The organism is Pararhizobium sp. DWP3-4 (assembly GCF_049898205.1).
GTDB lineage: Bacteria > Pseudomonadota > Alphaproteobacteria > Rhizobiales > Rhizobiaceae > Pararhizobium.
In genome coordinates, this window is the sequence record NZ_JAFCXF010000009.1 from 158,458 (window position 1) to 180,687 (window position 22,230).

22 protein-coding genes and 1 pseudogene are annotated in these 22,230 nt (G+C 59.5%); 9 read left to right on the forward strand and 14 right to left on the reverse strand.

The window, feature by feature from the left end:
* Positions 1 to 53: 53 nt before the first annotated feature.
* A pseudogene (locus ACP7E6_RS22345) lies at positions 54 to 1,328 on the reverse strand (class I SAM-dependent methyltransferase).
* Positions 1,329 to 1,611: 283 nt separating this feature from the next.
* Entirely contained in the window at positions 1,612 to 2,610 is a 999-nt protein-coding gene (locus tag ACP7E6_RS22350; RefSeq protein ID WP_426231910.1) for a glutathione S-transferase family protein, read from the reverse strand.
* 179 nt (positions 2,611 to 2,789) lie between these two features.
* Here ACP7E6_RS22350 and ACP7E6_RS22355 point away from each other — a divergent pair, with 179 nt between their 5' ends.
* The 6 genes from ACP7E6_RS22355 to arsK are packed head-to-tail and all read left to right on the forward strand — an operon-like array spanning position 2,790 to position 6,707.
* Positions 2,790 to 3,146 carry an ArsR/SmtB family transcription factor gene (locus tag ACP7E6_RS22355; RefSeq protein WP_426231953.1) on the forward strand — a complete coding sequence of 119 codons (357 nt, stop codon included), beginning with the start codon at positions 2,790 to 2,792 and terminating at the stop codon, positions 3,144 to 3,146.
* On the forward strand, positions 3,139 to 3,666 hold the full coding sequence (locus ACP7E6_RS22360; RefSeq protein ID WP_426231911.1) for an arsenate reductase ArsC: 528 nt from the start codon (positions 3,139 to 3,141) through the stop codon (positions 3,664 to 3,666). The genes ACP7E6_RS22355 and ACP7E6_RS22360 overlap by 8 nt, the downstream gene beginning before the upstream one ends.
* A complete protein-coding gene (locus tag ACP7E6_RS22365) occupies positions 3,666 to 4,340 on the forward strand; it encodes an MIP/aquaporin family protein (RefSeq protein ID WP_426231954.1) in 675 nt (224 codons plus the stop codon). The genes ACP7E6_RS22360 and ACP7E6_RS22365 overlap by 1 nt, the downstream gene beginning before the upstream one ends.
* A gap of 21 nt (positions 4,341 to 4,361) precedes the next feature.
* The gene (gene arsC / locus ACP7E6_RS22370) at positions 4,362 to 4,784 is read left to right on the forward strand and encodes an arsenate reductase (glutaredoxin) (RefSeq protein WP_426231912.1); all 423 of its coding nucleotides are present in this window, start codon (positions 4,362 to 4,364) and stop codon (positions 4,782 to 4,784) included.
* The gene (gene arsH, locus ACP7E6_RS22375) at positions 4,759 to 5,484 is read left to right on the forward strand and encodes an arsenical resistance protein ArsH (protein ID WP_426231913.1); all 726 of its coding nucleotides are present in this window, start codon (positions 4,759 to 4,761) and stop codon (positions 5,482 to 5,484) included. The genes arsC and arsH overlap by 26 nt, the downstream gene beginning before the upstream one ends.
* Complete coding sequence (gene arsK / locus ACP7E6_RS22380; RefSeq protein WP_426231914.1) at positions 5,481 to 6,707, forward strand: arsenite efflux MFS transporter ArsK; 1,227 nt, start codon at positions 5,481 to 5,483, stop codon at positions 6,705 to 6,707. The genes arsH and arsK overlap by 4 nt, the downstream gene beginning before the upstream one ends.
* 33 nt (positions 6,708 to 6,740) lie before the next feature.
* On the opposite strand, the gene era is transcribed toward arsK, so the two are convergent.
* The 8 genes from era to rpoZ form a co-directional block, all read right to left on the reverse strand.
* Positions 6,741 to 7,673, reverse strand: coding sequence for a GTPase Era (era, locus tag ACP7E6_RS22385; RefSeq protein ID WP_113313569.1), 933 nt, complete (start codon positions 7,671 to 7,673; stop codon positions 6,741 to 6,743).
* A 110-nt stretch (positions 7,674 to 7,783) separates the two neighbouring features.
* Positions 7,784 to 8,500: a ribonuclease III gene (rnc, locus tag ACP7E6_RS22390; protein ID WP_426231915.1), complete on the reverse strand. Its 717-nt coding sequence runs from the start codon at positions 8,498 to 8,500 to the stop codon at positions 7,784 to 7,786.
* Positions 8,497 to 9,243, reverse strand: a complete 747-nt coding sequence (lepB, locus tag ACP7E6_RS22395) for a signal peptidase I (RefSeq protein ID WP_426231916.1) — start codon at positions 9,241 to 9,243, stop codon at positions 8,497 to 8,499. The genes rnc and lepB overlap by 4 nt, the downstream gene beginning before the upstream one ends.
* Before the next feature lie 190 nt (positions 9,244 to 9,433).
* Positions 9,434 to 9,841, reverse strand: coding sequence for a holo-ACP synthase (acpS, locus tag ACP7E6_RS22400; protein ID WP_113313566.1), 408 nt, complete (start codon positions 9,839 to 9,841; stop codon positions 9,434 to 9,436).
* A 76-nt stretch (positions 9,842 to 9,917) separates the two neighbouring features.
* Positions 9,918 to 10,496 carry a DUF2062 domain-containing protein gene (locus ACP7E6_RS22405; RefSeq protein ID WP_426231917.1) on the reverse strand — a complete coding sequence of 193 codons (579 nt, stop codon included), beginning with the start codon at positions 10,494 to 10,496 and terminating at the stop codon, positions 9,918 to 9,920.
* Between the two features lie 211 nt (positions 10,497 to 10,707).
* On the reverse strand, positions 10,708 to 10,860 hold the full coding sequence (locus tag ACP7E6_RS22410; protein WP_082546971.1) for a DUF3563 domain-containing protein: 153 nt from the start codon (positions 10,858 to 10,860) through the stop codon (positions 10,708 to 10,710).
* 292 nt (positions 10,861 to 11,152) lie between these two features.
* Positions 11,153 to 13,375: a RelA/SpoT family protein gene (locus tag ACP7E6_RS22415; protein WP_426231918.1), complete on the reverse strand. Its 2,223-nt coding sequence runs from the start codon at positions 13,373 to 13,375 to the stop codon at positions 11,153 to 11,155.
* A gap of 158 nt (positions 13,376 to 13,533) precedes the next feature.
* Positions 13,534 to 13,941 carry a DNA-directed RNA polymerase subunit omega gene (gene rpoZ / locus ACP7E6_RS22420; RefSeq protein WP_113246076.1) on the reverse strand — a complete coding sequence of 136 codons (408 nt, stop codon included), beginning with the start codon at positions 13,939 to 13,941 and terminating at the stop codon, positions 13,534 to 13,536.
* Positions 13,942 to 14,527: 586 nt separating this feature from the next.
* On the opposite strand from rpoZ, the gene ACP7E6_RS22425 reads away from it, so the two are divergent.
* Positions 14,528 to 15,106 (forward strand): NYN domain-containing protein, encoded by a 579-nt coding sequence (locus ACP7E6_RS22425; protein WP_426231919.1) that lies wholly within the window; start codon positions 14,528 to 14,530, stop codon positions 15,104 to 15,106.
* A gap of 63 nt (positions 15,107 to 15,169) precedes the next feature.
* On the opposite strand, the gene smpB is transcribed toward ACP7E6_RS22425, so the two are convergent.
* Positions 15,170 to 15,646: an SsrA-binding protein SmpB gene (gene smpB / locus ACP7E6_RS22430; protein WP_426231920.1), complete on the reverse strand. Its 477-nt coding sequence runs from the start codon at positions 15,644 to 15,646 to the stop codon at positions 15,170 to 15,172.
* On the reverse strand, positions 15,646 to 16,530 hold the full coding sequence (dapA, locus tag ACP7E6_RS22435) for a 4-hydroxy-tetrahydrodipicolinate synthase (RefSeq protein ID WP_426231921.1): 885 nt from the start codon (positions 16,528 to 16,530) through the stop codon (positions 15,646 to 15,648). Before dapA ends, smpB begins: the two co-directional genes overlap by 1 nt.
* A 299-nt stretch (positions 16,531 to 16,829) precedes the next feature.
* Between dapA and ACP7E6_RS22440 the strand changes: the two genes are divergently transcribed.
* Both ACP7E6_RS22440 and ACP7E6_RS22445 read left to right on the forward strand, forming a co-directional pair.
* On the forward strand, positions 16,830 to 18,902 hold the full coding sequence (locus tag ACP7E6_RS22440) for a transglycosylase SLT domain-containing protein (protein ID WP_426231922.1): 2,073 nt from the start codon (positions 16,830 to 16,832) through the stop codon (positions 18,900 to 18,902).
* 126 nt (positions 18,903 to 19,028) lie between these two features.
* A complete protein-coding gene (locus ACP7E6_RS22445; RefSeq protein ID WP_426231923.1) occupies positions 19,029 to 19,922 on the forward strand; it encodes an alpha/beta fold hydrolase in 894 nt (297 codons plus the stop codon).
* Positions 19,923 to 20,023: 101 nt separating this feature from the next.
* On the opposite strand, the gene ACP7E6_RS22450 is transcribed toward ACP7E6_RS22445, so the two are convergent.
* Together ACP7E6_RS22450 and ACP7E6_RS22455 are read right to left on the reverse strand one after the other, a co-directional pair.
* Positions 20,024 to 21,088 carry a porin gene (locus ACP7E6_RS22450; RefSeq protein WP_426231924.1) on the reverse strand — a complete coding sequence of 355 codons (1,065 nt, stop codon included), beginning with the start codon at positions 21,086 to 21,088 and terminating at the stop codon, positions 20,024 to 20,026.
* A 101-nt stretch (positions 21,089 to 21,189) separates the two neighbouring features.
* Positions 21,190 to 22,119, reverse strand: a complete 930-nt coding sequence (locus ACP7E6_RS22455) for a tyrosine-type recombinase/integrase (RefSeq protein ID WP_426231925.1) — start codon at positions 22,117 to 22,119, stop codon at positions 21,190 to 21,192.
* Between the last annotated feature and the right edge of the window lie 111 nt (positions 22,120 to 22,230).

Consider the following 22,230-nt stretch of genomic DNA (forward strand, 5'->3'; position numbering starts at 1 on the left):
CCCTCGCCTGGGGGCGTCCACAGGTGGATACCGGTGCCGTGCCGGCGGATGGCTCAGAATTCCACTGGCTCCAGTGGCGCGCGGGTCCTCTCGAACGCCCGCAGGCGCTCCTCCCGCTCGCCGATATAATTGCGCGTATAGGGCACGGCCTCCAGTTCATGCGACAGCTGGATCTGGAAGATCGACAGCTTGTCGTAGAGGAAGGCCGTTTCCGACGATGCCAGATAGAACTCCCACATGCGGAAGAAACGCTCGTCATAAAGCCGGATCGCTTCCTCCTTGCGGGCGGTGAACCGTTCGCGCCAGGCCCGCAACGTGTGGGCATAGTGCATCGGCAGGATCTCGATATCGCGGATCACCAGCCGGGCCTTCTCGATCGCCGGCACCACCTCGGACAGCGCCGGCATGTAACCGCCGGGAAAGATGTATTTCTCGATCCAGGGATTGGTCGCCCAGGGTTTTTCCGCCTGGCCGATCGAATGCAGCACCATCACGCCCTTGGGTGCCAGCAATCCTGCCATCCTGGTGAAGAAATTGCCGTAGTTGACCATGCCGACATGCTCGAACATGCCCACTGAGACGATACGGTCGAACTGGCGATCGGTCATCGTACGGTAATCCTGCAGCTCGAACCGCACGCGATCCTCAAGCCCGCGCTTTTGTGCCCGGCTGCGTTAGACTTTCAGCTGTTCTTCGCTCAGCGTGATGCCGGTAACATCGACGCCGGAGGATTCGGCCAGATACATGCCCATGCCGCCCCAGCCAGAGCCGACCTCCAGCACAGAATGGCCCGGCTCCAGCAAAAGCTTGGCGGCGATATGGCGCTTTTTTGCCGTCTGCGCCTCGTCGAGGCCGATGCCCGGCGGATCGAAATAGGCGCAGGAATATTGCCAGTCCTGATCGAGGAACAGGTCGAACAGCTTGCCGTCGAGATCATAGTGATGGGCGACATTGTGCCTGTTGCGATTGACCGGCAGGCGGCTTTTGATCTGCTGTTCGGCCACATGCAGGAGCGCCGTCGCCGTGTTGCTGATCGTTGCAGCCCTTTCCATACCGTTGGCCTTGACCATCGACAACAGGTCGAAAATGTTGCCTTTCTCGATGACGATGCGCCCCTCGACATACATTTCCCCGAACCGCAGGCCCGGATCGCGCAGGATCGCCTTTTCGGCCTCCTCGTCCAGCGTCCGCACGGTGACCGGAACGCCGGACCCGTCGCCGAGAATCGCCCGTTCTCCAGACGAGAGGATGAGTGTCAGATTGCCTTTTTGAACCAGCCGTCGGAAAATTCTCAGAAATGTTGTGTTCTTTCCGGACCTCGACCACAGATGCAGAGCATTCTGGCGAATGGTCACGTGCCGCCGGCCTCGGCTTTGCCGGACGTTCGGAAACGAGAAGAACCGCAGCTGGAGCGCCATCGTCGTCGTCCGGGAGGGCGGAATGTGAGCAATTCGCAAGAGCGGTTGCCATCCGGCTGCCGGGCAAATCGTCTGGGCGCCCCGGTCGGGGAGCTCTATCCATCAGAACACCCACTAAAAATAATGATGTTTTACCATTCGGCAATGGCTTTGCTGGTCCCTCAAGGATTTATTTGCTTATCAAATCGGGCGGTCAGCCAGCAGCAACACCCTGCCCTGCAAGCCTCGCGCGGTCATGCGGGCGATCGAGATCGAGCACCGGGCCAAGCGACACGATCCCGGTCGGGTTGATATGGGCGATGGAGTAATAGCCGCGCTTGATATGATCGATCCTGGCCGTTTCGCGAATGCCCGGCCATTGATAGATTTCGCGCAGATAGTTCGACAGGTTCGGATAGTCTTCCAGACGCCGCAGATTGCATTTGAAGGCGCCGTGATAGGCGGCATCGAAGCGGATCAGCGTGACGAACAGGCGGATATCGGCTTCGGTGAAATAGATCCCGGCGATGTAGCGGTTGGCGGACAGATGGGCGTCCAGCGTATCCAGCATGTCGAAAAGGCTGGTCACCGCTTCCTCGTAAGCGCCTTGCGTCTTGGCAAAGCCGGCGCGGTAGACGCCGTTGTTGACCCGCTCGTAGACCGGCGTATTCCAGCGGTCGATGTCCGGGCGCAGGGCGTGCGGATAGAAATCCCGGTTATCGCCCGTCAGGTGATTGAAGGCGGTGTTGAGGATGCGGATGATATCGGCCGATTCGTTGTTGACGATGCGTCCTTCCTTGCGGTCCCAGAGCACCGGGACCGAGACCTTGCCGGTATAGTGCGGGTCGGACGCCGTATAGAGTTCGTGCTGGTAACGGATCTTGCCGGCACGCGGGCCGGCATCCTGCGGCTGCGCATAGGTCCAGCCGTTTTCGCCCAGTTCCGGCTCGGAGATCGACACGGAAATGATGTCCTGCAGGGCTTTCAGATTGCGCATCATCAAGGTGCGCGAGGCCCAGGGGCAGATGAAGGCGACGAAAAGCTGATAGCGGCCGGCTTCGGCGGGTACAGCGGGCTGGCCATCAGGCCCCGGCGATCCATCCACCGTGATCCAGTTGCGAAAGCTGGTCGGCTCGCGGTGAAAGGCGCCGTTCTTCATCTCGCTGGCGGCGACATCGCCGGTTTCCCATTTCCCATCGACCAGCTGCGGCATCGTCACTGTCCTCGTCCAGCCCCGGAACCGCCGGGCCGTCTTCTCGCTCTGGCATCTCATGCGCGCGGAAAAACGGCAAGACGGCGCGTCCGTGACAGACTGTTCGATGATCAGCATCGCCAGCCGGTGGCGGCAAATCGATCTTGACGAATGATTATTATGTCGATAGTTCTCGACACATGGACAATGTAACCACCGTCAATGCCTTTGCCGCCCTCGCCCAGACCACGCGCCTGGATGCCTTCCGGCTGCTCGTCACCCATGAGCCGGACGGATTGCCAGCCGGCGAAATCGCCCGGCTGCTCGGGGTCCCCCACAACACCATGTCGACCCATCTGGCGACCCTGCAACGGGCCGACCTGATCACGGCCGAGCGGCAAAGCCGGTCCATCGTCTATCGCGCCAGTCTCGACAGCCTGCGCCAAGTGGTGACTTTCCTCCTGAAAGATTGCTGCGCCGGTCATCCCGATCTGTGCGCGCCGCTGATCGCCGATCTCGTTCCCTGCTGTACGCCGAAGGAAAAAGGCCATGCCTGACCGCATCTACAACGTGCTCTTTCTCTGCACGGGAAATTCAGCCCGCTCAATTCTCGCCGAATCCATCCTGAACGCTGAAGGAAAAGGCCTCTTCAAGGCCTATTCGGCAGGCAGCTATCCAAAGGGAACCGTTCATCCCCTCGCTTTGCAGGAATTGAAGGCGCTCGGTTATCCAACGACCGGCTTCAGCTCGAAGAGTTGGGACGTGTTCGCGGTCGACGGCGCACCGCGGATGGATTTCATTTTCACGGTTTGCGACAATGCGGCCGGCGAGGCCTGCCCTGTGTGGATCGGCCATCCGATGACTGCACATTGGGGTGTCGAGGACCCCGCCGCTGTCGAAGGCACCGAATTCGAGAAAGAGCGGGCCTTCTCGCTGGCCGCACGTTTCTTGAAAAACAGGATCACAGCTTTTCTCAGCCTGCCGCACAGCTCAATCGACAAGCTGGCGATGGAAACACATCTGCGCCAGATCGGCGCAATGGAAGGCGCATCGATCAACCCGGCGAAAGCCGAATGATGCCGGCATTCGATCTGCCACGCCGTCTTGTCGCCGAAGCGCTTGGAACCTGCCTGCTGGTAACGACCGTGGTCGGTTCCGGCATCATGGCCGATAGGCTGACGGACGATACGGCGCTGGCGCTGCTCGGCAACACACTGGCGACCGGCGCCATTCTGGTGGTGCTGATCACCATTTTCGGGCCGATCTCCGGCGCGCATTTCAATCCGGCCGTATCGCTGGTTTTCGCACTGAAGCGCGATATGGCGCGCCGCGACCTCGGATTTTATGTCGCGGCACAGGTTGTGGGCGGCATTGCCGGGACGATAGCGGCGCATCTGATGTTCGATCTTCCGGTGATCGAGGCTTCTGTGACGCTCCGAACCGGCGGCTCCCAGTGGTTTTCCGAGTGGATCGCAACTTTCGGCCTCGTCGCCGTCATCCTTGCCGGCATCCGTTTCGATCAGAAGGCCATCCCATGGCTGGTCGGGCTCTATATCACCGCCGCCTACTGGTTCACCGCGTCAACGTCCTTTGCCAACCCCGCCGTGGCGCTGGCTCGCTCGCTGACCAACACCTTTTCCGGAATCCGGCCGCTCGATCTGCCGGGTTTCGTCATTGCCGAACTTCTGGGCGCGCTTTGTGCGCTTATCCTGATGAACTGGTTGCTGCGGCAGCCCTCCACCAACATTTAAACATCCGCGCCGAGGCCAATCATGACCGTCACCATCTATCACAACCCCGATTGCGGCACGTCGCGCAACACGCTGGCAATGATCCGCAATGCCGGGATCGAACCATCAGTGATCGACTATCTGCAAAACCCGCCGGGCCGCGACCAGCTCAAGACGATGATTGCGGCTGCTGGCCTCAGCGTCCGCGCAGCGATCCGCGAAAAAGGCACGCCCTACGACGCGCTTGGCCTTGCCGATCCGGCCCTCAGCGACGACCAGCTTCTGAATGCGATGCTGGCACATCCCATCCTGATCAACCGGCCGTTCGTCATCACGCCGATCGGCACGCGGCTCTGCCGGCCGTCCGAAGTCGTGCTCGATATTCTGCCGGATACGCATCAGGGCGCGTTTGCCAAGGAAGACGGCGAACAGGTGCTCGATGCCGGGGGCAAGCGTCTTGTCTGATCTGCCCGCAGCCAGCCTCGACCATCTTCGTAAGCCTGATATCGGTGCGTTACGCGCGCCGTGCTCCAGTCATCCACCGCGCATTCTCGTTCTTTACGGCTCGCTCCGGACGGTCTCCTACAGCCGCCTGCTTGCCGAGGAAGCGGGCCGTCTGCTGACGCATTTCGGCGCGGAGGTGAAGTTCTTCAATCCGGAAGGCTTGCCCCTACCCGACGCAGCACCGGCGAGCCATCCGAAGGTGCAGGAATTGCGTGAGCTATCCTTGTGGTCGGAAGGCCAGGTCTGGGTGAGCCCGGAGCGGCACGGCGCCATGAGCGGCATCATGAAGGCGCAGATCGACTGGATCCCGTTGTCGGTCGGGTCGGTACGGCCGACGCAAGGGCGAACGCTGGCGATCATGCAGGTCTCGGGTGGCTCGCAGAGCTTCAATGCGCTCAACCAGATGCGCATTCTCGGGCGCTGGATGCGGATGATCACCATTCCCAACCAGTCCTCCGTCGCCAAGGCCTATCAGGAATTCGACACAAATGGCCGGATGAAACCGTCGGCCTATTACGACCGCGTGGTCGATGTGATGGAAGAACTGATGAAGTTCACGCTTTTGACGCGCGATGTTTCAGGCTACCTCACCGACCGTTATAGCGAGCGTAAGGAGGATGCGGCAAAACTGGAGCAACGGGTCGGGCTGAAAAGCTTATGACCTCGCCCTCGCCGCGCAACCGTCTGCTCCTGATTTTCGGTCTCGGGCTGACGCAAATCATTGGATACGGTACGCTCTACTACAGCTTCAGCATTCTGGCGCCGGACATGGCGGCTGACTTCGGCTGGCCGGTGGAAGTCGTCTTCGGCATCTTCTCCGCCTCCCTTCTGGCGGGCGGCCTCATCGCGCCGCGTGTCGGGCGCTGGATGGACCAGTATGGGGCAAGCCGGATCATGACGATCGGCTCGGCTGCCGCCGCCGTCATCCTGATCATCTGCGCCTCCGCCTTCAATCCGGTGGCCTATGTCGCCGGCATCGTCGCGATCGAGATCGTCTCGGCTTTGGTGCTCTACAATGCAGCATTTGCAACGCTGGTGCAGATCATTCCCGGCAATGCCCAGCGCAGCATCACGCATCTGACGCTGATTGCCGGCTTTGCCTCGACCATCTTCTGGCCGGTCACGGTCGAACTGCATGACCATTTTTCGTGGCGCGCGATTTACCTGATCTTCGCCGCACTCAATTTGGCCGTCTGCCTGCCGGTCCATTTCTGGATCACCTGGCTTGCGCGACAGGCTGCCCGAGCCGAATCGGCAAATCAGCCTGCGCATACCAAGGCCCCGGGCGGTACCGTGATCGCGGAACACCGGCGTCGCGCCTTCCTGCTGACGGCCACAGGGTTTGCGCTGCAAGGATTTGCGCTCGCTTCATTGCTGTTTCACATGGTGCCTCTGCTCGGGGCGGTCGGGCTTGGCGCAAGCGCCGTCTTGGTCGGAACCCTGTTCGGACCAGCACAGGTGCTCAGCCGCTTCACCAACATGCTGATGGGGCGGAATATATCGCCGCTGACGCTCGCCATTCTCTCGGCGGTTTTCATCATCGGCGGCGCTTCGGTGCTGATCGTTTCCGGCGACCACCTTTGGGGAGCAATCCTGTTTGCCCTGCTCGTCGGCCTCGGCTCGGGCCTTGCCAGCATCGTGCAGGGATCGCTGCCGCTGTTTCTTTTCGGCGCTTCGGGCTATGGCGAAATGCTGGGAAAACTGGCCGCCGTCCGGCTGGCGGTCTCGGCGGCGGCCCCCTTCGCCTTTGCCGTGCTCATCGAACAGGGCGGTGCGTGGGTGGCATTGTCATCGGTCGTTGTTCTCGGCATCGGCGCGGTCGTGGCATTCACGGCGATCGGCCGCTGGCCGCGACCAGAACCAGCGGTGGCAGAACCCTGCTGACGGAGGCGCCGGCAGGGTTTGTTGCAGACAAAATTACTTCGGGAATTCCAGGCCCATCTCGCGGAAACGCTCGGGGTCGTCGCCCCAGTTTTCGCGAACCTTGACGAACAGGAACAGGTGGACCGGCTGTTCGAGGATTTCCGACAGTTCCTTGCGCGACGCCATGGAAATCGCCTTGATGGCGTCGCCGTTCTTGCCCAGCGCAATCTTCTTCTGGCTGTCGCGCTCGACATAGATGACCTGTTCGATGCGCACCGAGCCGTCCTTGCGCTCTTCCCACTTTTCCGTTTCGACATGCGACGAATAGGGCAATTCCTGATGCAGGCGCAGGAACAGCTTTTCGCGGGTGATTTCAGCAGCGAGCTGGCGCATCGGCAGGTCGGAAATCTGGTCTTCCGGATAGTACCAGGGACCTTCCGGCAGTTTCATGGCGAGATAATCGAGCACGTCGTCGCAGCCGGAGCCGGTCAGCGCCGAGATCATGAAGGTGCGTTCGAAATCGACGAATTCATTGGCGGCCGTCGCAAGTTTCAGCAGATCTTCGCGCTCGACCTGGTCGATCTTGTTGAGAACCAGCATCTTCGGCTGCTCGACATGCTTCAAACCTTCGAGAATGGTTTCCGCGTCGCCCTTCAGGCCGCGTTCGCTGTCGATCAGCATCATGATCGCATCGGCATCCTTGGCGCCGCCCCAGGCGCTCGTGACCATGGCGCGGTCGAGACGGCGGCGCGGCTTGAAGATGCCGGGCGTGTCCATGAAGACGATCTGGGCTCGTTTGTGGATGGCAATGCCGCGCACGATGGCGCGCGTCGTCTGCACCTTGTGGCTGACGATCGACACCTTGGCGCCGACCAGCTTGTTGAGTAGCGTCGACTTGCCGGCATTGGTGGCGCCGATCAGGGCGACGAAACCGGACCGGGTCGGGCCCTTTTCGGTTTCTACTGCAGTTGGTTCTGTTTCGCTCATGGTGTCCGTAATTTCCGATTGGGCGACCGGGCGCCGCCGAGGCGCGCAAAATCGCATTGTCTGTCAAAGGATTGCCTGATCTTTCGGGAGGAACCGTGCCACCGGACAGATCAGGCCGTCGTCGCTTTCTTCCAGACGCCTTCGCGTTCCAGAATTTTCGTGGCGGCCACCTGTTCGGCAGCGCGCTTGGACCGGTCGATGCCCGTCTCGGGACCTATACCGGGTATATCGACCGTCACCGTGAAGCGCGGATCGTGATCCGGGCCGGAGCGGTCGTCGATGCGGTAGCTCGGTGTCAAGCCGAATTTGGCGTGGGCCCATTCCTGCAGTTCGGTCTTGGCATCGCGCCGCGCGCCATCGACCCGGCTTGCCCGCGACAACCAGTGGCGCTGGATGAAGCCACGTGCAGCCTCCAGCCCGCCGTCGAGATAGATCGCCGCGATCAGCGACTCTACCACATCGGCGCGCACATTGAGCATCGATTTTCCGGTGAGCTTCTTCACGTCGGCGCCGGTGCGGATGAACAGGTGCAGCGACAGCGTATCGGCGACGAGCGCGCAGCTGTCGGCACTGACGAGCTGGTTCAGGCGAACGGAAAGCTCGCCCTCGTCGGCATCCTTGAAGGTATCGAACAGCAGTTCGGCGACGCAGAGCCCGAGCACCCGGTCGCCCAGAAATTCCAGCCGCTCGTAGTTGGAGCCCTTGGCGTTGCGGGCGCTGGCATGGGTCAGCGCCCGGTCGAGCCGTTCCTTCTGGCCAAAGCTGTAACCGATCGCGACCTCAAGCCGCTGCCGGTCCTCGGTGTTCAGCGAACGGCCCTTGCTCATTCGACGCTCTTGAACAGGCGGTCGTAACGCAGGTTGGCCGGCCATTTCCAGATTTCCCGGAACGATGTGTCGTTGCCGAGCGAGAAGAAGATCATCGAGGCGCGGCCGACAAGGTTCTGTGCCGGGACGAAGCCGACGTCGAAGCGGCTGTCGGCCGAATTATCGCGGTTGTCGCCCATCATGAAATAATGGCCTTCGGGAACGATGAACTCGCGGGTGTTGTCGCCGCGCGAATCCGGAAACTGGTCGAGCGTGTCGAAGTTGACGCCGTTGTCGAGCGTTTCGCGGAAAACCGGCACCTCGGCGCCGGTGTCGTACTGGTCGTCGGCGCGGAACATGCCGTCCGGAACGCGCTGAACGGCCGTGTCGTTGACGTAGAGAATGCTGTCGCGAACCTGGACCTTGTCACCCGGCAAGCCGATCAGGCGCTTGATGTAGTCGATGTCAGGGTTCGGCGGGAAGCGGAACACCACGACGTCGCCGCGCTTGGGTTCGCTGGCGAAAATGCGGCCTTCGAACAGGTCTGGCGAAAACGGCAGGGAATATTTCGAATAGCCATAGGCGAACTTGTTGACGAAGATGTAATCGCCGACCAAAAGCGTCGGCATCATCGAGCCCGACGGAATGGTGAAGGGCTGGAAGAACACGGTGCGGATCACTACGGCGAGCAGCAGCGCCTGGATGATGACCTTGACGTTCTCCCAAAGGCCGCCAGCCTGCTTCTTGTCGATGTTTTCTGCCACGCCACTTGTTCCTTGATCTGATCACCACACGCGCATCAAAGCCGGGTGGATCTATTCGCTACGGTTCCGTACCCCGATGGCCATCCGATCAGCGGCTGCCTGACGCATATCCTGCGCGGCGCCGTCCTTTCAAATGAACGCAAGCCCGATTGTACGGTCCGTTTCATTTGGACATGCTCTAAACGCTTCCTCAATCTTGAGCAACGGGCAGAGCCTCAATTATGACGAAGGCCTGCGCCAGCGGAAAATCGTCGGTGATGGTCAGGTGAATGACGCCGCGATGGCCAGCCGGCAGCATTTCGGCCAGCCGCTCGGCAGCGCCTCCGGTCAACTGCATCGTCGGCTTGCCGCCCGGCAGATTGACGACGCCCATGTCCTTCCAGAACACCCCCTGCGCCAGGCCGGTGCCAAGAGCCTTTGAACAGGCCTCCTTTGCGGCAAACCGCTTGGCATAGGATTCGGCGCGGTTCTTGCGGCCTTCCGATTTGCGGATTTCGATATCGGTGAAGCAGCGATGGCTGAAACGCTCGCCGAAACGTTCCAACGAACTGGCGATACGCCGGATGTCGATCAGGTCACTGCCGATGCCGATAATCATCGAAATGAAAATACCCTAGTGAAACGCAACAAGAGCAAACGGTGCGCCCTCTGCCAAGTTAAAAATTCGTCAGAAATCAAACATCATCGGCCCAGGCGACGGCACGTGCCTGCATCTTGGTTTGGCGGCGGATGTGCCGGCGGGACTGGAACAGTCTTGCCGCATAATAAGCCGCCGCGTAGAAAACCACGGCGCTGGCGGCTGCAAGCGGCACCGAGCCGATCAGCATCGGCTTCAAAACAGGTTCCCACAGATGGGAAATTTCGAGATGGCGCAACATGTGGAGGATGTCCTGACCGGCCATGGCGCCGTTGCCCTCCGTGCCCAGCATGATCAAGCCAAGCTCGTAAGTGGCCGCCAGGATGAACGGAATGGTCAAAGGATTGGCCAGCGCCGTCGATATGCCTGCCGCGATCATGTTGCCGGACAAGAGATAGGCAAAAGCCAGCGCGATGAGAATGTGAAAGCCGACGAACGGGGTCGCCGAGGACGCAGCGCCGGCAGCAACGCCGACCGCGATCGAATGAGGCGACGACGACAGCCTCAGCACACGCATCGACAGATAACGCAGCCCGCGCGAAAAACCTTTTCGCGGCCACAGGAATTCACGGAGCTTTCCCGACCACGTGGCCGGCTTCTTGCGTCTGAACAACATAACTATCTGATAGACGATGGGGATATGGCTGTTCAATGGCATTCGGCGCGAAAAACTGCATTTCCAGCGCCGCACGTGCAGACAGCCCATTCGGACAGCATTCGCAAAGCGGATCATATCTGCGCTTCATGCACAGAAAGCCGATCGGCCATACGCTATACGCATAGGTCCCGGCAGCCTGGCGATGCAGGCAGCCGGACAAGACGATAGTTTAGAACGAGTTGCGGAACAGGCCGCGGTCGATTTGACGCTGACGGTATTCCAGGTCGATGCGGTCGAGCGAACCATTGAGGTAGTTGAGTTCGCGGTCTTCAACAGACGGGACGCGCAGGGCGTTGGTGATCTTCTTCAGTTGCTTAAACATGGTAAACCTTCTTTCGTTTACCTCCCGACGCTGAAGATAGTCAAAGCAGGCTCTCTTCACCAGAGCTACAAAAAGGCGGCAGCCATGCACTGCGCGCATGACCTGCACGTTTTCGCTTTAAAAAATGCACAATCGGAGTGCAATTGCCGCCAGGCTATGCGCAACGGCCGTCAATCATGGCGAAACATGGACACGAGCCTCTGCCAGCCGTCGCCTGATGAGTATGAGACTTGCGGCTGGCCATCGGTATCGCCCCGATGGAAAGAGAAACGATGACGCCTGAGAGGCGGCATTACTCGAAGACGCGCTTGACCGTGGAAACGCTCGGCAGGTCGCGGATCTGTGTGATGAGGTGGTTGAGCTGACGCAGGTCCCAGACCTCGATATCCAGCTGGAACTCGCTGAAATCGGCGGCCACCTGGCCCATCGACAGGGTGCGGATATTGATATCGCTGGTGGCGACAGCCTGGGCAATCTCGGCCAGCGTTCCCGGTTCGTTGAGCGCATTGATCTGTATGCGTGCCATGAACCGGGTATTGTTGGCTTCGTCGAGATCCCAGCGCACGTCGATCCAGCGTTCGGATTCCTCGTCGAACCTCTGCAGACTTGGAGACTGGATCGGATAGATGGTGATCCCCTTGTCCTTTTCCATGATCCCGACGATACGATCGCCAGGAACTGCCCCAGACGCGCTGAAATGCACCTCGGCATTGCCGGAAAGCCCGCGGATCGGCAGAGCCTCCGGCCCCTCGCCGTCCAGCACGTCGAACATGTCCTTCGGGCGTCCAGGCAGCTTGAAGACCATGCCGGCGGCGCTGCGCATGTTGAACCAGCCCTCGTCATTAGGCTTGACCGTGACCCGCTCGTCCTGGTGATCGGGATAGACGGCGCGCAGGACATCGAGCGAGGACAGTTCGCCACGTCCGACGGCGGCGATCGCGTCTTCGATCTCCTTGTGGCCGAGCCGGTGCAGGACAGGCTTCATCCCCTCGCGGGTAAAGGATTTTCCGGCCCGCTCGAACGTGCGTTCAAGGATGCGGTAGCCGAGCCCGGAATACTGCTTGCGTACGGCGGCACGCGTGGCGCGGCGGATGGCGGCCCGGGCCTTGCCGGTAACGACGATCTCTTCCCAGGCCGGTGGCGGCACCTGGATGCCGGAGCGGACGATCTCGACCTCATCACCGTTGTTCAATCGCGTGACCAGCGGCATGATCCGGCCGTTGATCTTGGCGCCAACGCAGGTATCGCCGATATTGGTGTGAACGGCATAGGCAAAGTCGATTGGGGTCGCGCCGCGCGGCAGCGCGATCAGCTGGCCCTTCGGCGTGAAGCAGAAGACCTGATCCTGGAACAGTTCGAGCTTTGTATGCTCAAGGAATTCTTCCGGATTATCCCCTTCCGCAAGCGACTCGATCGTCCGGCGCAGCCAGGAATAGGCGTTCGACTTCGGCGACAGCTTGACCTCGCCGACGGGCTCGACGCTATCCTTGTAGAGCGTGTGGGCGGCGATGCCGTATTCGGCAACTTCGTGCATCAGCCGCGTGCGGATCTGCAATTCGATGCGCTGCCGGGACGGGCCGACGATCGTCGTGTGGATCGACTGGTAGTCGTTCTGCTTCGGTGTCGAGATATAATCCTTGAACCGGCCGGGGACGACGCGCCAGCGGGTGTGGACGATCCCGAGTGCCCGGTAGCAGTCCGGAATATCGGCAACGATGATGCGGAAGCCCCAGACGTCGGAAAGCTGCTCGAAGGACAGCGACTTCGACTGCATCTTCTTGAAAACCGAATAGGGCTTCTTCTGCCGCCCCTTGACGAGAGTGCCCGTCAGCCCTCTGGCCTGGAGCAGCTCACCCAGCTCGTCCTCGATCTTCTTGATCAGCCCTTCGTTGCGGGTCGAAAGCTCTTCAAGGCGCCGGGTGACCGTCTGGAAGGCCTCCGGGTTTATGTGGCGGAAGGCAAGGTTTTCAAGCTCTTCGCGCATGTCCTGCATACCCATGCGGCCGGCAAGCGGCGCATAGATATCCATCGTCTCCTCGGAAATCCGGGCACGCTTTTCCGCCGACATATGGTCGAGAGTGCGCATGTTGTGCAGCCGGTCGGCAAGCTTGACGAGAAGAACGCGCACATCGTCGGAAATCGCCAAAAGCAGCTTGCGCAGATTTTCCGCCTGCTTGGCCTTTTTCGTCACGAGATCGAGCTTTTTGATCTTGGTGAGACCTTCGACCAGCGCGCCGATGTCTTCGCCAAAAAGTTCGTCGATTTCGGCGCGCGTCGCCGTCGTGTCCTCGATCGTGTCATGCAGCAGTGCGACCGCAATGGTCGATTCATCGAGATGCATCTCGGTCAGGATAGCGGCGACTTCGAGAGGATGGGAGATATAGGGATCGCCGCTCGCCCGCTTCTGCTGGCCATGTTTCTGCATGGCGTAAACATAAGCCTTGTTCAAAAGTGCTTCGTTTACATCGGGCTTGTATTTTTGAACGCGCTCAACGAGCTCGTATTGGCGCATCATCCGCGAGGGACTCCAGGAGAGATCCGGAAACAAAAAGTGCGCCAATCATAGGAGTGGCGCACTGCTTTGCAAATACCGGCGTTGCGCGAATTCCAAACGAAAACGCGGCATTGCATCCGAGCAGCGCGTCCGGCCAAGAGGCCGGACATCGCATTGGCTCAATAGTCGTCGCTTTTTTCCGGCGGAACAAGGCCTTCGATGCCGGCCAGCAACTCTTCTTCCGACATGCGGTCGAAGGTCACCACTTCCGGCTGATCGTCTTCGCCCGACTGGTCGGCAAAAACCGAACCGGCGTCGCCGCTGATCATCGAAGCCGGATCGGGCTCGGGCTCATCGACCTCGACATGCTTCTGCAGCGAGTGGATCAGGTCTTCCTTGAGGTCGCCCGGCGACAACGTTTCGTCGGCGATTTCGCGCAATGCGACGACCGGATTCTTGTCGTTGTCGCGATCGATGGTGATCGCAGCGCCCTGCGAGATCAGGCGGGCGCGATGGCTTGCCAGAAGCACAAGCTCGAAACGGTTATCGACTTTGTCGATGCAATCTTCAACGGTGACGCGGGCCATTGCCTGTCCTTTGGATCTCAAGAGCGCAGCTGAAATCATGGATGCCATAAGGACGATCCGCTGCTGCGCTGATTAACAACACCGGAACCCGTCCAGCCGTCGGCTTGACAGCATGCGCGGCTCCGATTTCAGGAATTACCCTGCCCGATACAATCAAAACCGCATAAATTCAAGTTTTTCCTGCAATGCAAAAAAAGATATCCGGAAATCCCGGCTGGGGCAGTGCCGGAGGCGAAAATGATATCCGAATAACCACTCCCGAGCGATTGGCTTTGACATCCGCCTAAATGATGGTTGAATATTGTTAAACCCTGATGAAGCATGGAGAAATTGACATTTGTGCTGAGGGCGTCACGCCTTACCCATCAGAAAAAAAATCTAATCAGAGCTGGATATCTGATATTTTTAGCAAAAAACTGCGAGAACTAGCTATTCCAAGCCGAATTTTCTTAGACTAAAGCGAATGCTGGCTTAGAAAGCTGGAATATGATGGAAGCTTAATGTATTCGAACTGTCTGCTACCGAGGACGTTTATGCTCGCCAAGGTTGAATACAAAAGACATTAAGACAACAAAAAGGAATTACGATGTTCGACCCACGCGAAAAAATCGCGCTCTTCATCGATGGGGCCAACCTGTACGCCGCGTCGAAAAGCCTTGGTTTCGACATTGATTATCGCAAGCTTCTCAAGGCCTTCCAGAAGCGTGGCTACCTGCTTCGGGCGTATTATTACACGGCGCTGATCGAGGACCAGGAATATTCATCGATCCGGCCACTGATCGATTGGCTAGACTATAACGGTTACAAGGTTGTGACAAAGCCGGCCAAGGAATTTACCGATTCTCTCGGGCGCCGGAAGATCAAAGGCAATATGGACATCGAACTGGCCATCGATGCGATGGAACAGTCCGAAACGGTGGATCACCTGGTGATCTTTTCCGGCGATGGCGACTTCACCACTCTGGTGGAAGCGCTGCAGCGCAAGGGACGCAAGGTCTCCGTCGTCTCGACCATGTCGACCCAGCCTCCGATGATCGCCGACGATTTGCGCCGGCAGGCCGACCACTTCATCGAGCTTGTCAGCCTGAAGGCCGAAGTCGGCCGCGACCCTTCGGAACGCCCGGTCCGGGTGACCGAACCCGTCACCGAAGAATTCAATGATTGAATGCGAAAAAGGACCGGTTGATCACAGCCGGTCCTTTTTTCAATCTGATCTTCCGCCACCGGATCAACGGTCCTTCAGCAACCGGCTCTTCTGCCGGTTCCAGTCGCGTTCCTTTTCGGTTTCGCGCTTGTCGTGCAGCTTCTTGCCCTTGCCGAGCGCAAGTTCGAGTTTTGCCCTGCCCTGATCGTTGAAATAGATCTTGAGCGGGATGAGCGTCATGCCGTCGCGGTTGATCGCGCTTTGCAGCCGGTGGGCTTCACGTTTCGACAGCAGCAGCTTGCGGCGGCGGCGCGGCTCGTGATTGAAGCGGTTGGCCTGCAGATATTCCGGCAGATAGGAATTGATCAGCCACATCTCGCCACCCTCGTCGGTGGCGTAGGATTCAGCGATGTTCGCTCTGCCTTCGCGCAGCGACTTGACCTCGGTGCCGGTCAGAACCAGACCGGCCTCGTAGGTATCCATGATCTCGTAGTTGTAGCGGGCCTTGCGGTTCTCCGCGACAATCTTGGTGACCACACGCTGGCTGCCTTTGGGTGCCATCAGTTCATCAGCCCCGCGTGGCGCAACGCTGCGTCGATGGCAGCCTCGGTTGCTGGTTCCAGGGTCGACAGCAGCGGCGAACGCACGGTGCGGCTCATCTGGCGCAGGCGGTTGAGCGCATATTTGGCACCGCACAGGCCCGGCTCCATGAAGATTGCCTTGTGCAACGGCATCAGCTTGTCCTGATAATCGAGCGCCTTGGCATAATCGCCGGCCAGCGTCGCTTCCTGGAATTCGGCACAGAGGCGCGGCGCCACATTGGCAGTGACCGAGATGCAGCCGACGCCGCCATGGGCGTTGAAGCCGAGCGCTGTCGCATCCTCGCCAGACAGCTGGACAAAGCCTGCACCGCAGGACAGGCGCTGTTCGGAGACCCGTTCGATCTTGCCGGTCGCATCCTTGACGCCGATGATCGACGGGTAGGCCTTGTGCAGGGCAGCCATCGTCTCGACGCTCATATCCACGACGGAGCGGCCGGGGATATTATAAATGACCACCGGCAGCTTCACGCTTTCGGCAACCGCTGCGAAATGGGCGAAAAGCCCTTTCTGGGTCGGCTTGTTGTAATAGGGCGTCACCACCAGAACGGCGTCCGCGCCGGCCTTTTCGGCGTGCTGCGCCAGCTCGACAGCCTCTGTCGTATTGTTGGACCCGGCGCCCGCAATCACCGGCACGCGCTTGGCCGCGGTTTCGATGCACAGTTCCACCACGCGTTTATGCTCGGCATGCGACAAGGTGGGCGATTCACCAGTCGTGCCGACCGGCACCAGACCGTGACTGCCTTCGCTGATCTGCCATTCGACATGCGCGGCAAAGCTATCCGTATCCACGGCGCCGGAAGCGGTGAACGGGGTGACGAGTGCGGGAATGGATCCCTTGAACATGCACGACTCCTGACGGCCCGGGAGCTTGAAACCAACCCACGCTTTAGCCGCATTTCATGGTTAGAAAACTGGCGCACCTTAATCATGTGAAGTGCCTGCGGCAAGCACTCTATCGCGCCATTCGTTGCCGGTTACTCTCAATCGCATCGGGGCGAGCGGACGTTTTGCGCATTTCAGAGCCGGGCCAGCTGCCAGAATGGACGCACCCATATTTATGGAATTGAATGAAAACCGGTAACCTTTCGTTAGCGATTGCGTCGCCAAATGAGAGAATGTCGCCGGCAAGCATGGGGTTGTGGATGCGTGGGCATATGTTTCGCCACATGATTGCGATGCTGGGCGCATCGGCATTGGTTTTTTCGACGGTAACCGTTTCTGCGCAAGACCATCAGGCTCCATTGCCCCGGCCAAAGCCGCAGGCACTGGTGAAGACCGGACGAGCCCCTTCCCCTGACGTGACCGGCTCCATCATTTCCGCCACGGCCTCGATACCGGTCAATGCGAACCTGAAAGCCGGATTGGACGCCCTTTCCAACAAGAATGCGGGACAAGCGATCGTGGCCCGCAACGCCATGGCCAAGGGTACGCTCGACCGCCACATTCTCACCTGGGCAATAGCCACCTCCGGACAAAAGGGCGTGCCGTCCTATGAAATCGCCGCCGCGCAACGGGAGCTGAAGGGCTGGCCCGGGCTCGGCGCACTGCGTGCCAATTCCGAGCGTGCGATGTACCGAGAGAACCCGGCCGCTGCCGATGTTCTCTCGGCGTTTGGGACGACGCGGCCGGAAACGCCCGATGGCACCATCATTCTGGCGCGCGCGTTCCAGCAGGCGGGCGACACGAACGCGGCCGCAAAATTGCTGCGTGGCCTCTGGCTGAAGGATGTCCTCGACAAGGACACCGAAACCAAGATCCTTGCAGAGTTTCCGGGCTTCCTGACCACAGAAGACCACAAACAGCGGATGGAAATGCTGCTGTATCGCGCCCGCCTCGACCAGGCTGCCCGCTTCAGCGACCTCGGCAAGGCGCAATCGCTTTATCGTGCCTGGATCGCCGTGGCCAAAAAGGCCGGCAATGCGGCGGCGTTGATTGCAGCTGTCGACCGATCCTGGGCCAACGAACCGGCCTACCTGTTCATTCGGATCGAATATCTGCGCAAGCAGGAGAAATACGAAGAAGCAGCCAAGCTTCTGGCCGGCCTTTCGAAAGACAAGGACGCGCTGGTGAATCCGGGCGAATGGTGGGTCGAGCAACGGATCATCAGCCGGGGTCTGCTGGACCAGGGCAAGTTCAAGGCGGCTTATGCGATCGCGGCAAACAATTCCGCCGTCAATCCGGCCGATATCGTCGATGCTGAATTCCATGCCGGCTGGTATGCCCTGCGCGGACTGAAGGACGCGCAGGCCGCAACGCTGCACTTTCAACGCATCCTGAAGGCCTCCAACAGGCCAATTTCGGTGTCGCGGGCCTGGTACTGGATGGGGCGCGCTGCGGAAGCCGGTGCTCCCGGCGACGCAAAAGAGTATTTTGCCAAGGCCGCCGCCTTTCCCGGCACATTCTATGGGCAGCTTGCGGTCGCCCGGCTTGGCCGTAAGGGGCTGAACGTCACCTATCCGTCGCCGACGGCCGACGATCGGTCCCGCTTCGAAGGCCGCGAGGCGGTGCAGGCCATCGCACGGCTGGAAGAGGCAGGGCATGGCTGGCGGGCAGATAATCTCTACCGCGCCTTGGCCGAGGAGATGACCAGTCCAGGAGAGCTTGCGATCCTTTCTGCCCGTGCAGAAAAAACCGGGGGCCATCAGCTGTCGCTGCAGATCGGCAAGCTCGCGTTCGGCCGCGGCATCGATGTCGCGGCCCTTGCCTTCCCGATCGGCGTCATCCCGGCAAATGCCAATATCAGTGGTGCGGGCAAGGCGCTGGCCTACGCGATTGCCCGCCAGGAAAGCGCCTTCAATCCGGCGGCGATCTCGCCGGCGAACGCACGCGGACTGCTGCAGATCCTGCCGGGCACGGCCAAGGGCGTGGCCGGACGGCATGGCCTTGCCTATTCCCAGGAGCGCCTGACCACGGACACCGCCTATAATGCCACGCTCGGCGCCCATTATCTCGGCGAACAGATCGACGATTTCGGCGGTTCCTACATTCTTACCTTCATCGCCTATAATGCCGGCCCCCGCCGTGTTCCCGACTGGATCAACCGCTATGGCGACCCGCGCGGCAAGTCGATCGATGACGTGGTCGACTGGATCGAGCGCATCCCCTTCGCCGAAACCCGCAATTATGTGCAGCGGGTGATGGAAAACTATCAGGTCTACAAATCCCGGCTCGGGCAAACAGCTGATATCGTAAAAGATCTGCGCGTCGGTCGCTGACGGCATTCCTTTCTCCGCCTTCCGGCAGCGAACCCGGATTGCCGGACGGCACAAAGTCCGCCGCCCCTCTTTCGGCCCCGTCATGATCAGCTATGGTTCTTCCGACAATCGTCGAAGGGAGACATCGTGACGAGCGCCACCAAAACCAGTTTTCAGGAACGCCGTTTTTTAGCCAATGACGGATTGCAGCTTTACGCCCGCGACTATGGCGAGGACGATCCGCGAACGGCGGCGGCACTTCCGATCGTCTGCCTCCCCGGTCTCAGCCGCAATAGCCGCGATTTTCACCTTCTAGCGGCAGCGTTTTCAACTCATCCCGACAAACCACGCCGGGTCATCGCGCTCGACTATCGGGGGCGTGGATATTCGGATTGGGATGCAGACAAAAGCCGGTATCAGCTACCGGTGGAGGCGGAAGACGTCCTCAGCGCCTGCGCCGCCCTCGATATTGCCCGCGCAATTTTCATCGGCACCTCGCGCGGCGGCCTGATCCTGCATCTTCTCGCAACCCTGCGGCCGGCGCTGCTCGCCGCCGTCGTCCTGAACGATATCGGGCCGGTCATCGACATCGCCGGTCTCCTGCAAATCCGGCAGTATTTGGAGGCACAACAACCGCTGCGGTCGTGGGAAGAGGCTGTCGACAGCCTGAAGCAAATACATGGCGCGGCTTTCCCCGCCCTCGACGATACGGACTGGAGAGATATGGCAGAGGCCATCTTCCGCGAAAGGAACGGCATTCTCGCCGCTGATTTCGATCCGGCCATCATCGAGCCGCTGAAAAGCATAGATGCAAACACCCCGCTTCCGGATCTCTGGTCCCTCTACCAGGGGTTTGAGACAGTGCCGTTGATGGTCATCAGGGGCGAGAACTCCCGCATTCTGTCACAAGCGACCTTCGCGGAGATGGGGCAACGGCATCCGGACATGAAATCAATGACAGCTATGGGACAAGGACATGCGCCGCTGCTGCATCGCCCGGATCTACTCGCCGAAATCACGGCTTTCATCGATAGGATTTGATAACAGCGCCGGCTGCGCGAGCCGCAAGCGGGGCCAAACGCCCAAACGGAAAAAGCCCGGTCTTTCGACCGGGCTTTCCATCACTGATATGAAACCAGAGATTAGAAGTCGCGCTGCAGACGGACGAAGCCGGTGACTTCGTCGCCGCCGACGCCAAACGTGGCGTTGTCGTCGATGTCCTGGTAGTTAACAGTTGCGAGAGCCTTGAGGCCGTCGGTGATCTGGTAACCAGCCGTCAGGCCTACACGCCAAGCGTCAGTGCCGTCGATGAACGCGTAGTCAGCGAAGTACTGAGCAGCCGGTGTGATAGTCAGCTTGTCAGTTGCCTTGAATTCATACGAGGCAGCAACGGTCCACTCGGATTCGTTGTAGTATACGTTCGGGTCCGAAGCCCAGACGCCAGCCAGGCTGAACGTGCCAGCACCGAGTTCAGCAGACAAGATAGCGCGGATGGCGCCTTCTTCGCGCTCCGTGTCATAACCACCGAGCAGGGTAGCCGTTACGCCACCAACCGAACCGGAAAGCATGGCAGCAACGCCAACGCCGTTATCCTTGCGGCTGAAATCGTTCGGCAAAGCGGGGAAACCAGCAGCGCGACCAATGCCTTCGAGTTCGTCAACCGAGATACCGGCCTTGAATGCGCCGCCATCGTAGGTGTACGAGATCGAGTTGAACAGGGTGTTGGTTGCGAGAGCGTCGGTTTCGCCAGCGATGCCATCATCCCACCAGCTGTAGTAGTAACCGAACTTGAAGCCGGCGATCGCGAACGAAGCCGTATCAAGGAAGGTCGAGTCGCTGTTGCCAGCTGCATCGGCGTTGGTCTGCAGAACGATCGTGCTTTCGAGCGTGCCAAGTTCAGTGTCGTTCTTGGCGTCGAACTGCAGCTGACCACGTGTGAAGGTATCCCAGCTGGACGAACCGTTGCCTGCGAAAGCACCCTTCTGTACTTGGTCACGACCGAAGTTGGTCTGGAAACGGACGTAACCACCGATCTTCAGGCAGGTTTCCGTGCCCGGGATGTAGAAGTAGCCAGTGCCGAAAGCGTCGCAAACGCGAACGTATTCCATTGGTTCCGGCTCAGCAGCAACGATTGCGTCAGCTGCCTGGGCGCCGGATACTGCTGCGAGAGCTGCAGCGGAGCCGAGAAGAAGGCTCTTGATGTTCATTTCTGACCTCCAGTCAGAAATACCTCACCAGGCGCGTTTGACCTCCCCTTCACAACCCCGACCAGTTGCGGGAAGGCCAACCGCTAAAAGACCCTGTGCCCTTATTTGTGACGCTCCAGAATCGGCACGCATCCATCGAGATCATATGGAGCGAGATGTGCATATCGCATGGTGACGTGAAGCGTTTGGTGACCAAGCCATACCTGTACGCGGCGGATGTCGATGCCACCTCTTACAAGCCTTGAAGCACACGTATGGCGGAGCACGTGGGGAACGACGTCGCTATCGGTCGATAACCCCACCTCTTGCTTGGACTGGTTCCACACCGCGCGGAATTGTTGCTGATCGATGGTAACGAAAGGTCCGTTTTGACCGGCTTGGCGGGCAACCGCGGCGACAGCACGCGACGTAAGAGGGACTGACCGGCTCTTTCCGGATTTCGTCACCCAGAACGTCGCGCGATTTTCGTTAATGTCTGTCCATCTTAAATTGATGGCCTCTCCCAGACGGGCGCCAGTATCAACGAGAAAGACACAAAAGCGATGATAGAGTTCTGAATGGCCTTCGATCGCTGCAAAGAGCCGATCTTCCTCGTCGTATTCAAGGAAACGAATACGGCCAGATTTCTCTTTCTGGCGCCGGAATTCGGGTAAACTGTGTATCTCTCCCATTTTTAACGCCTTCCGCAACAGCTTGCTCAGTGCCGCCATCTTTCGATTGATGGTTGCGTTGCTGTTGCCGCGTTTGCGGAGAGAGGCGATCAGGCCATCGAGCATTTCGTCAGTGAATACCGAGAACTCAGGCGTAATCAGCAGAGTGTGGAGTTCATATATAAAGGCCGTCACATTATATTTGTGAGACCCTGGCTCCCAGAGCAAATCTCCATAGCGCTCAAAGAGCAGCTTGAGAGATACGCTTTCCACCGGTTTGGCGGGGCGGCCGACAGCGAATTGGTAGTGGAGACTATAGGCTCCGATACCCGCGCTTTCAAAGTCGGCGTTACCGCCCGCTTTGTCTCGTGCTCGGCCCAAAGAACCCCCTCCAAAGAGGAATTATTCAAAGACGGCCGCGCTCAGTATTCAATTTAAACCTGCTTCGAACGGATCACCAAAGTCTGCACCGTCAACAACAGTTACTCAAAT

Coding starts and splice junctions, on each gene's coding strand:
- rnc (WP_426231915.1), bottom strand. CDS start 8,500: ATGAGCAAGGGCCGTTCGCTGAACACCGAGGACCGGCAGCGGCTTGAG.
- acpS (WP_113313566.1), bottom strand. CDS start 9,841: ATGATTATCGGCATCGGCAGTGACCTGATCGACATCCGGCGTATCGCC.
- rpoZ (WP_113246076.1), bottom strand. CDS start 13,941: ATGGCCCGCGTCACCGTTGAAGATTGCATCGACAAAGTCGATAACCGT.
- ACP7E6_RS22440 (WP_426231922.1), top strand. CDS start 16,830: ATGCGTGGGCATATGTTTCGCCACATGATTGCGATGCTGGGCGCATCG.
- ACP7E6_RS22425 (WP_426231919.1), top strand. CDS start 14,528: ATGTTCGACCCACGCGAAAAAATCGCGCTCTTCATCGATGGGGCCAAC.
- arsC (WP_426231912.1), top strand. CDS start 4,362: ATGACCGTCACCATCTATCACAACCCCGATTGCGGCACGTCGCGCAAC.
- ACP7E6_RS22355 (WP_426231953.1), top strand. CDS start 2,790: ATGGACAATGTAACCACCGTCAATGCCTTTGCCGCCCTCGCCCAGACC.
- ACP7E6_RS22350 (WP_426231910.1), bottom strand. CDS start 2,610: ATGCCGCAGCTGGTCGATGGGAAATGGGAAACCGGCGATGTCGCCGCC.
- era (WP_113313569.1), bottom strand. CDS start 7,673: ATGAGCGAAACAGAACCAACTGCAGTAGAAACCGAAAAGGGCCCGACC.
- ACP7E6_RS22405 (WP_426231917.1), bottom strand. CDS start 10,496: ATGTTGTTCAGACGCAAGAAGCCGGCCACGTGGTCGGGAAAGCTCCGT.
- ACP7E6_RS22365 (WP_426231954.1), top strand. CDS start 3,666: ATGCCGGCATTCGATCTGCCACGCCGTCTTGTCGCCGAAGCGCTTGGA.
- ACP7E6_RS22450 (WP_426231924.1), bottom strand. CDS start 21,088: ATGAACATCAAGAGCCTTCTTCTCGGCTCCGCTGCAGCTCTCGCAGCA.
- smpB (WP_426231920.1), bottom strand. CDS start 15,646: ATGGCACCCAAAGGCAGCCAGCGTGTGGTCACCAAGATTGTCGCGGAG.
- arsH (WP_426231913.1), top strand. CDS start 4,759: ATGCCGGGGGCAAGCGTCTTGTCTGATCTGCCCGCAGCCAGCCTCGAC.
- ACP7E6_RS22360 (WP_426231911.1), top strand. CDS start 3,139: ATGCCTGACCGCATCTACAACGTGCTCTTTCTCTGCACGGGAAATTCA.
- ACP7E6_RS22410 (WP_082546971.1), bottom strand. CDS start 10,860: ATGTTTAAGCAACTGAAGAAGATCACCAACGCCCTGCGCGTCCCGTCT.
- dapA (WP_426231921.1), bottom strand. CDS start 16,530: ATGTTCAAGGGATCCATTCCCGCACTCGTCACCCCGTTCACCGCTTCC.
- arsK (WP_426231914.1), top strand. CDS start 5,481: ATGACCTCGCCCTCGCCGCGCAACCGTCTGCTCCTGATTTTCGGTCTC.
- ACP7E6_RS22415 (WP_426231918.1), bottom strand. CDS start 13,375: ATGATGCGCCAATACGAGCTCGTTGAGCGCGTTCAAAAATACAAGCCC.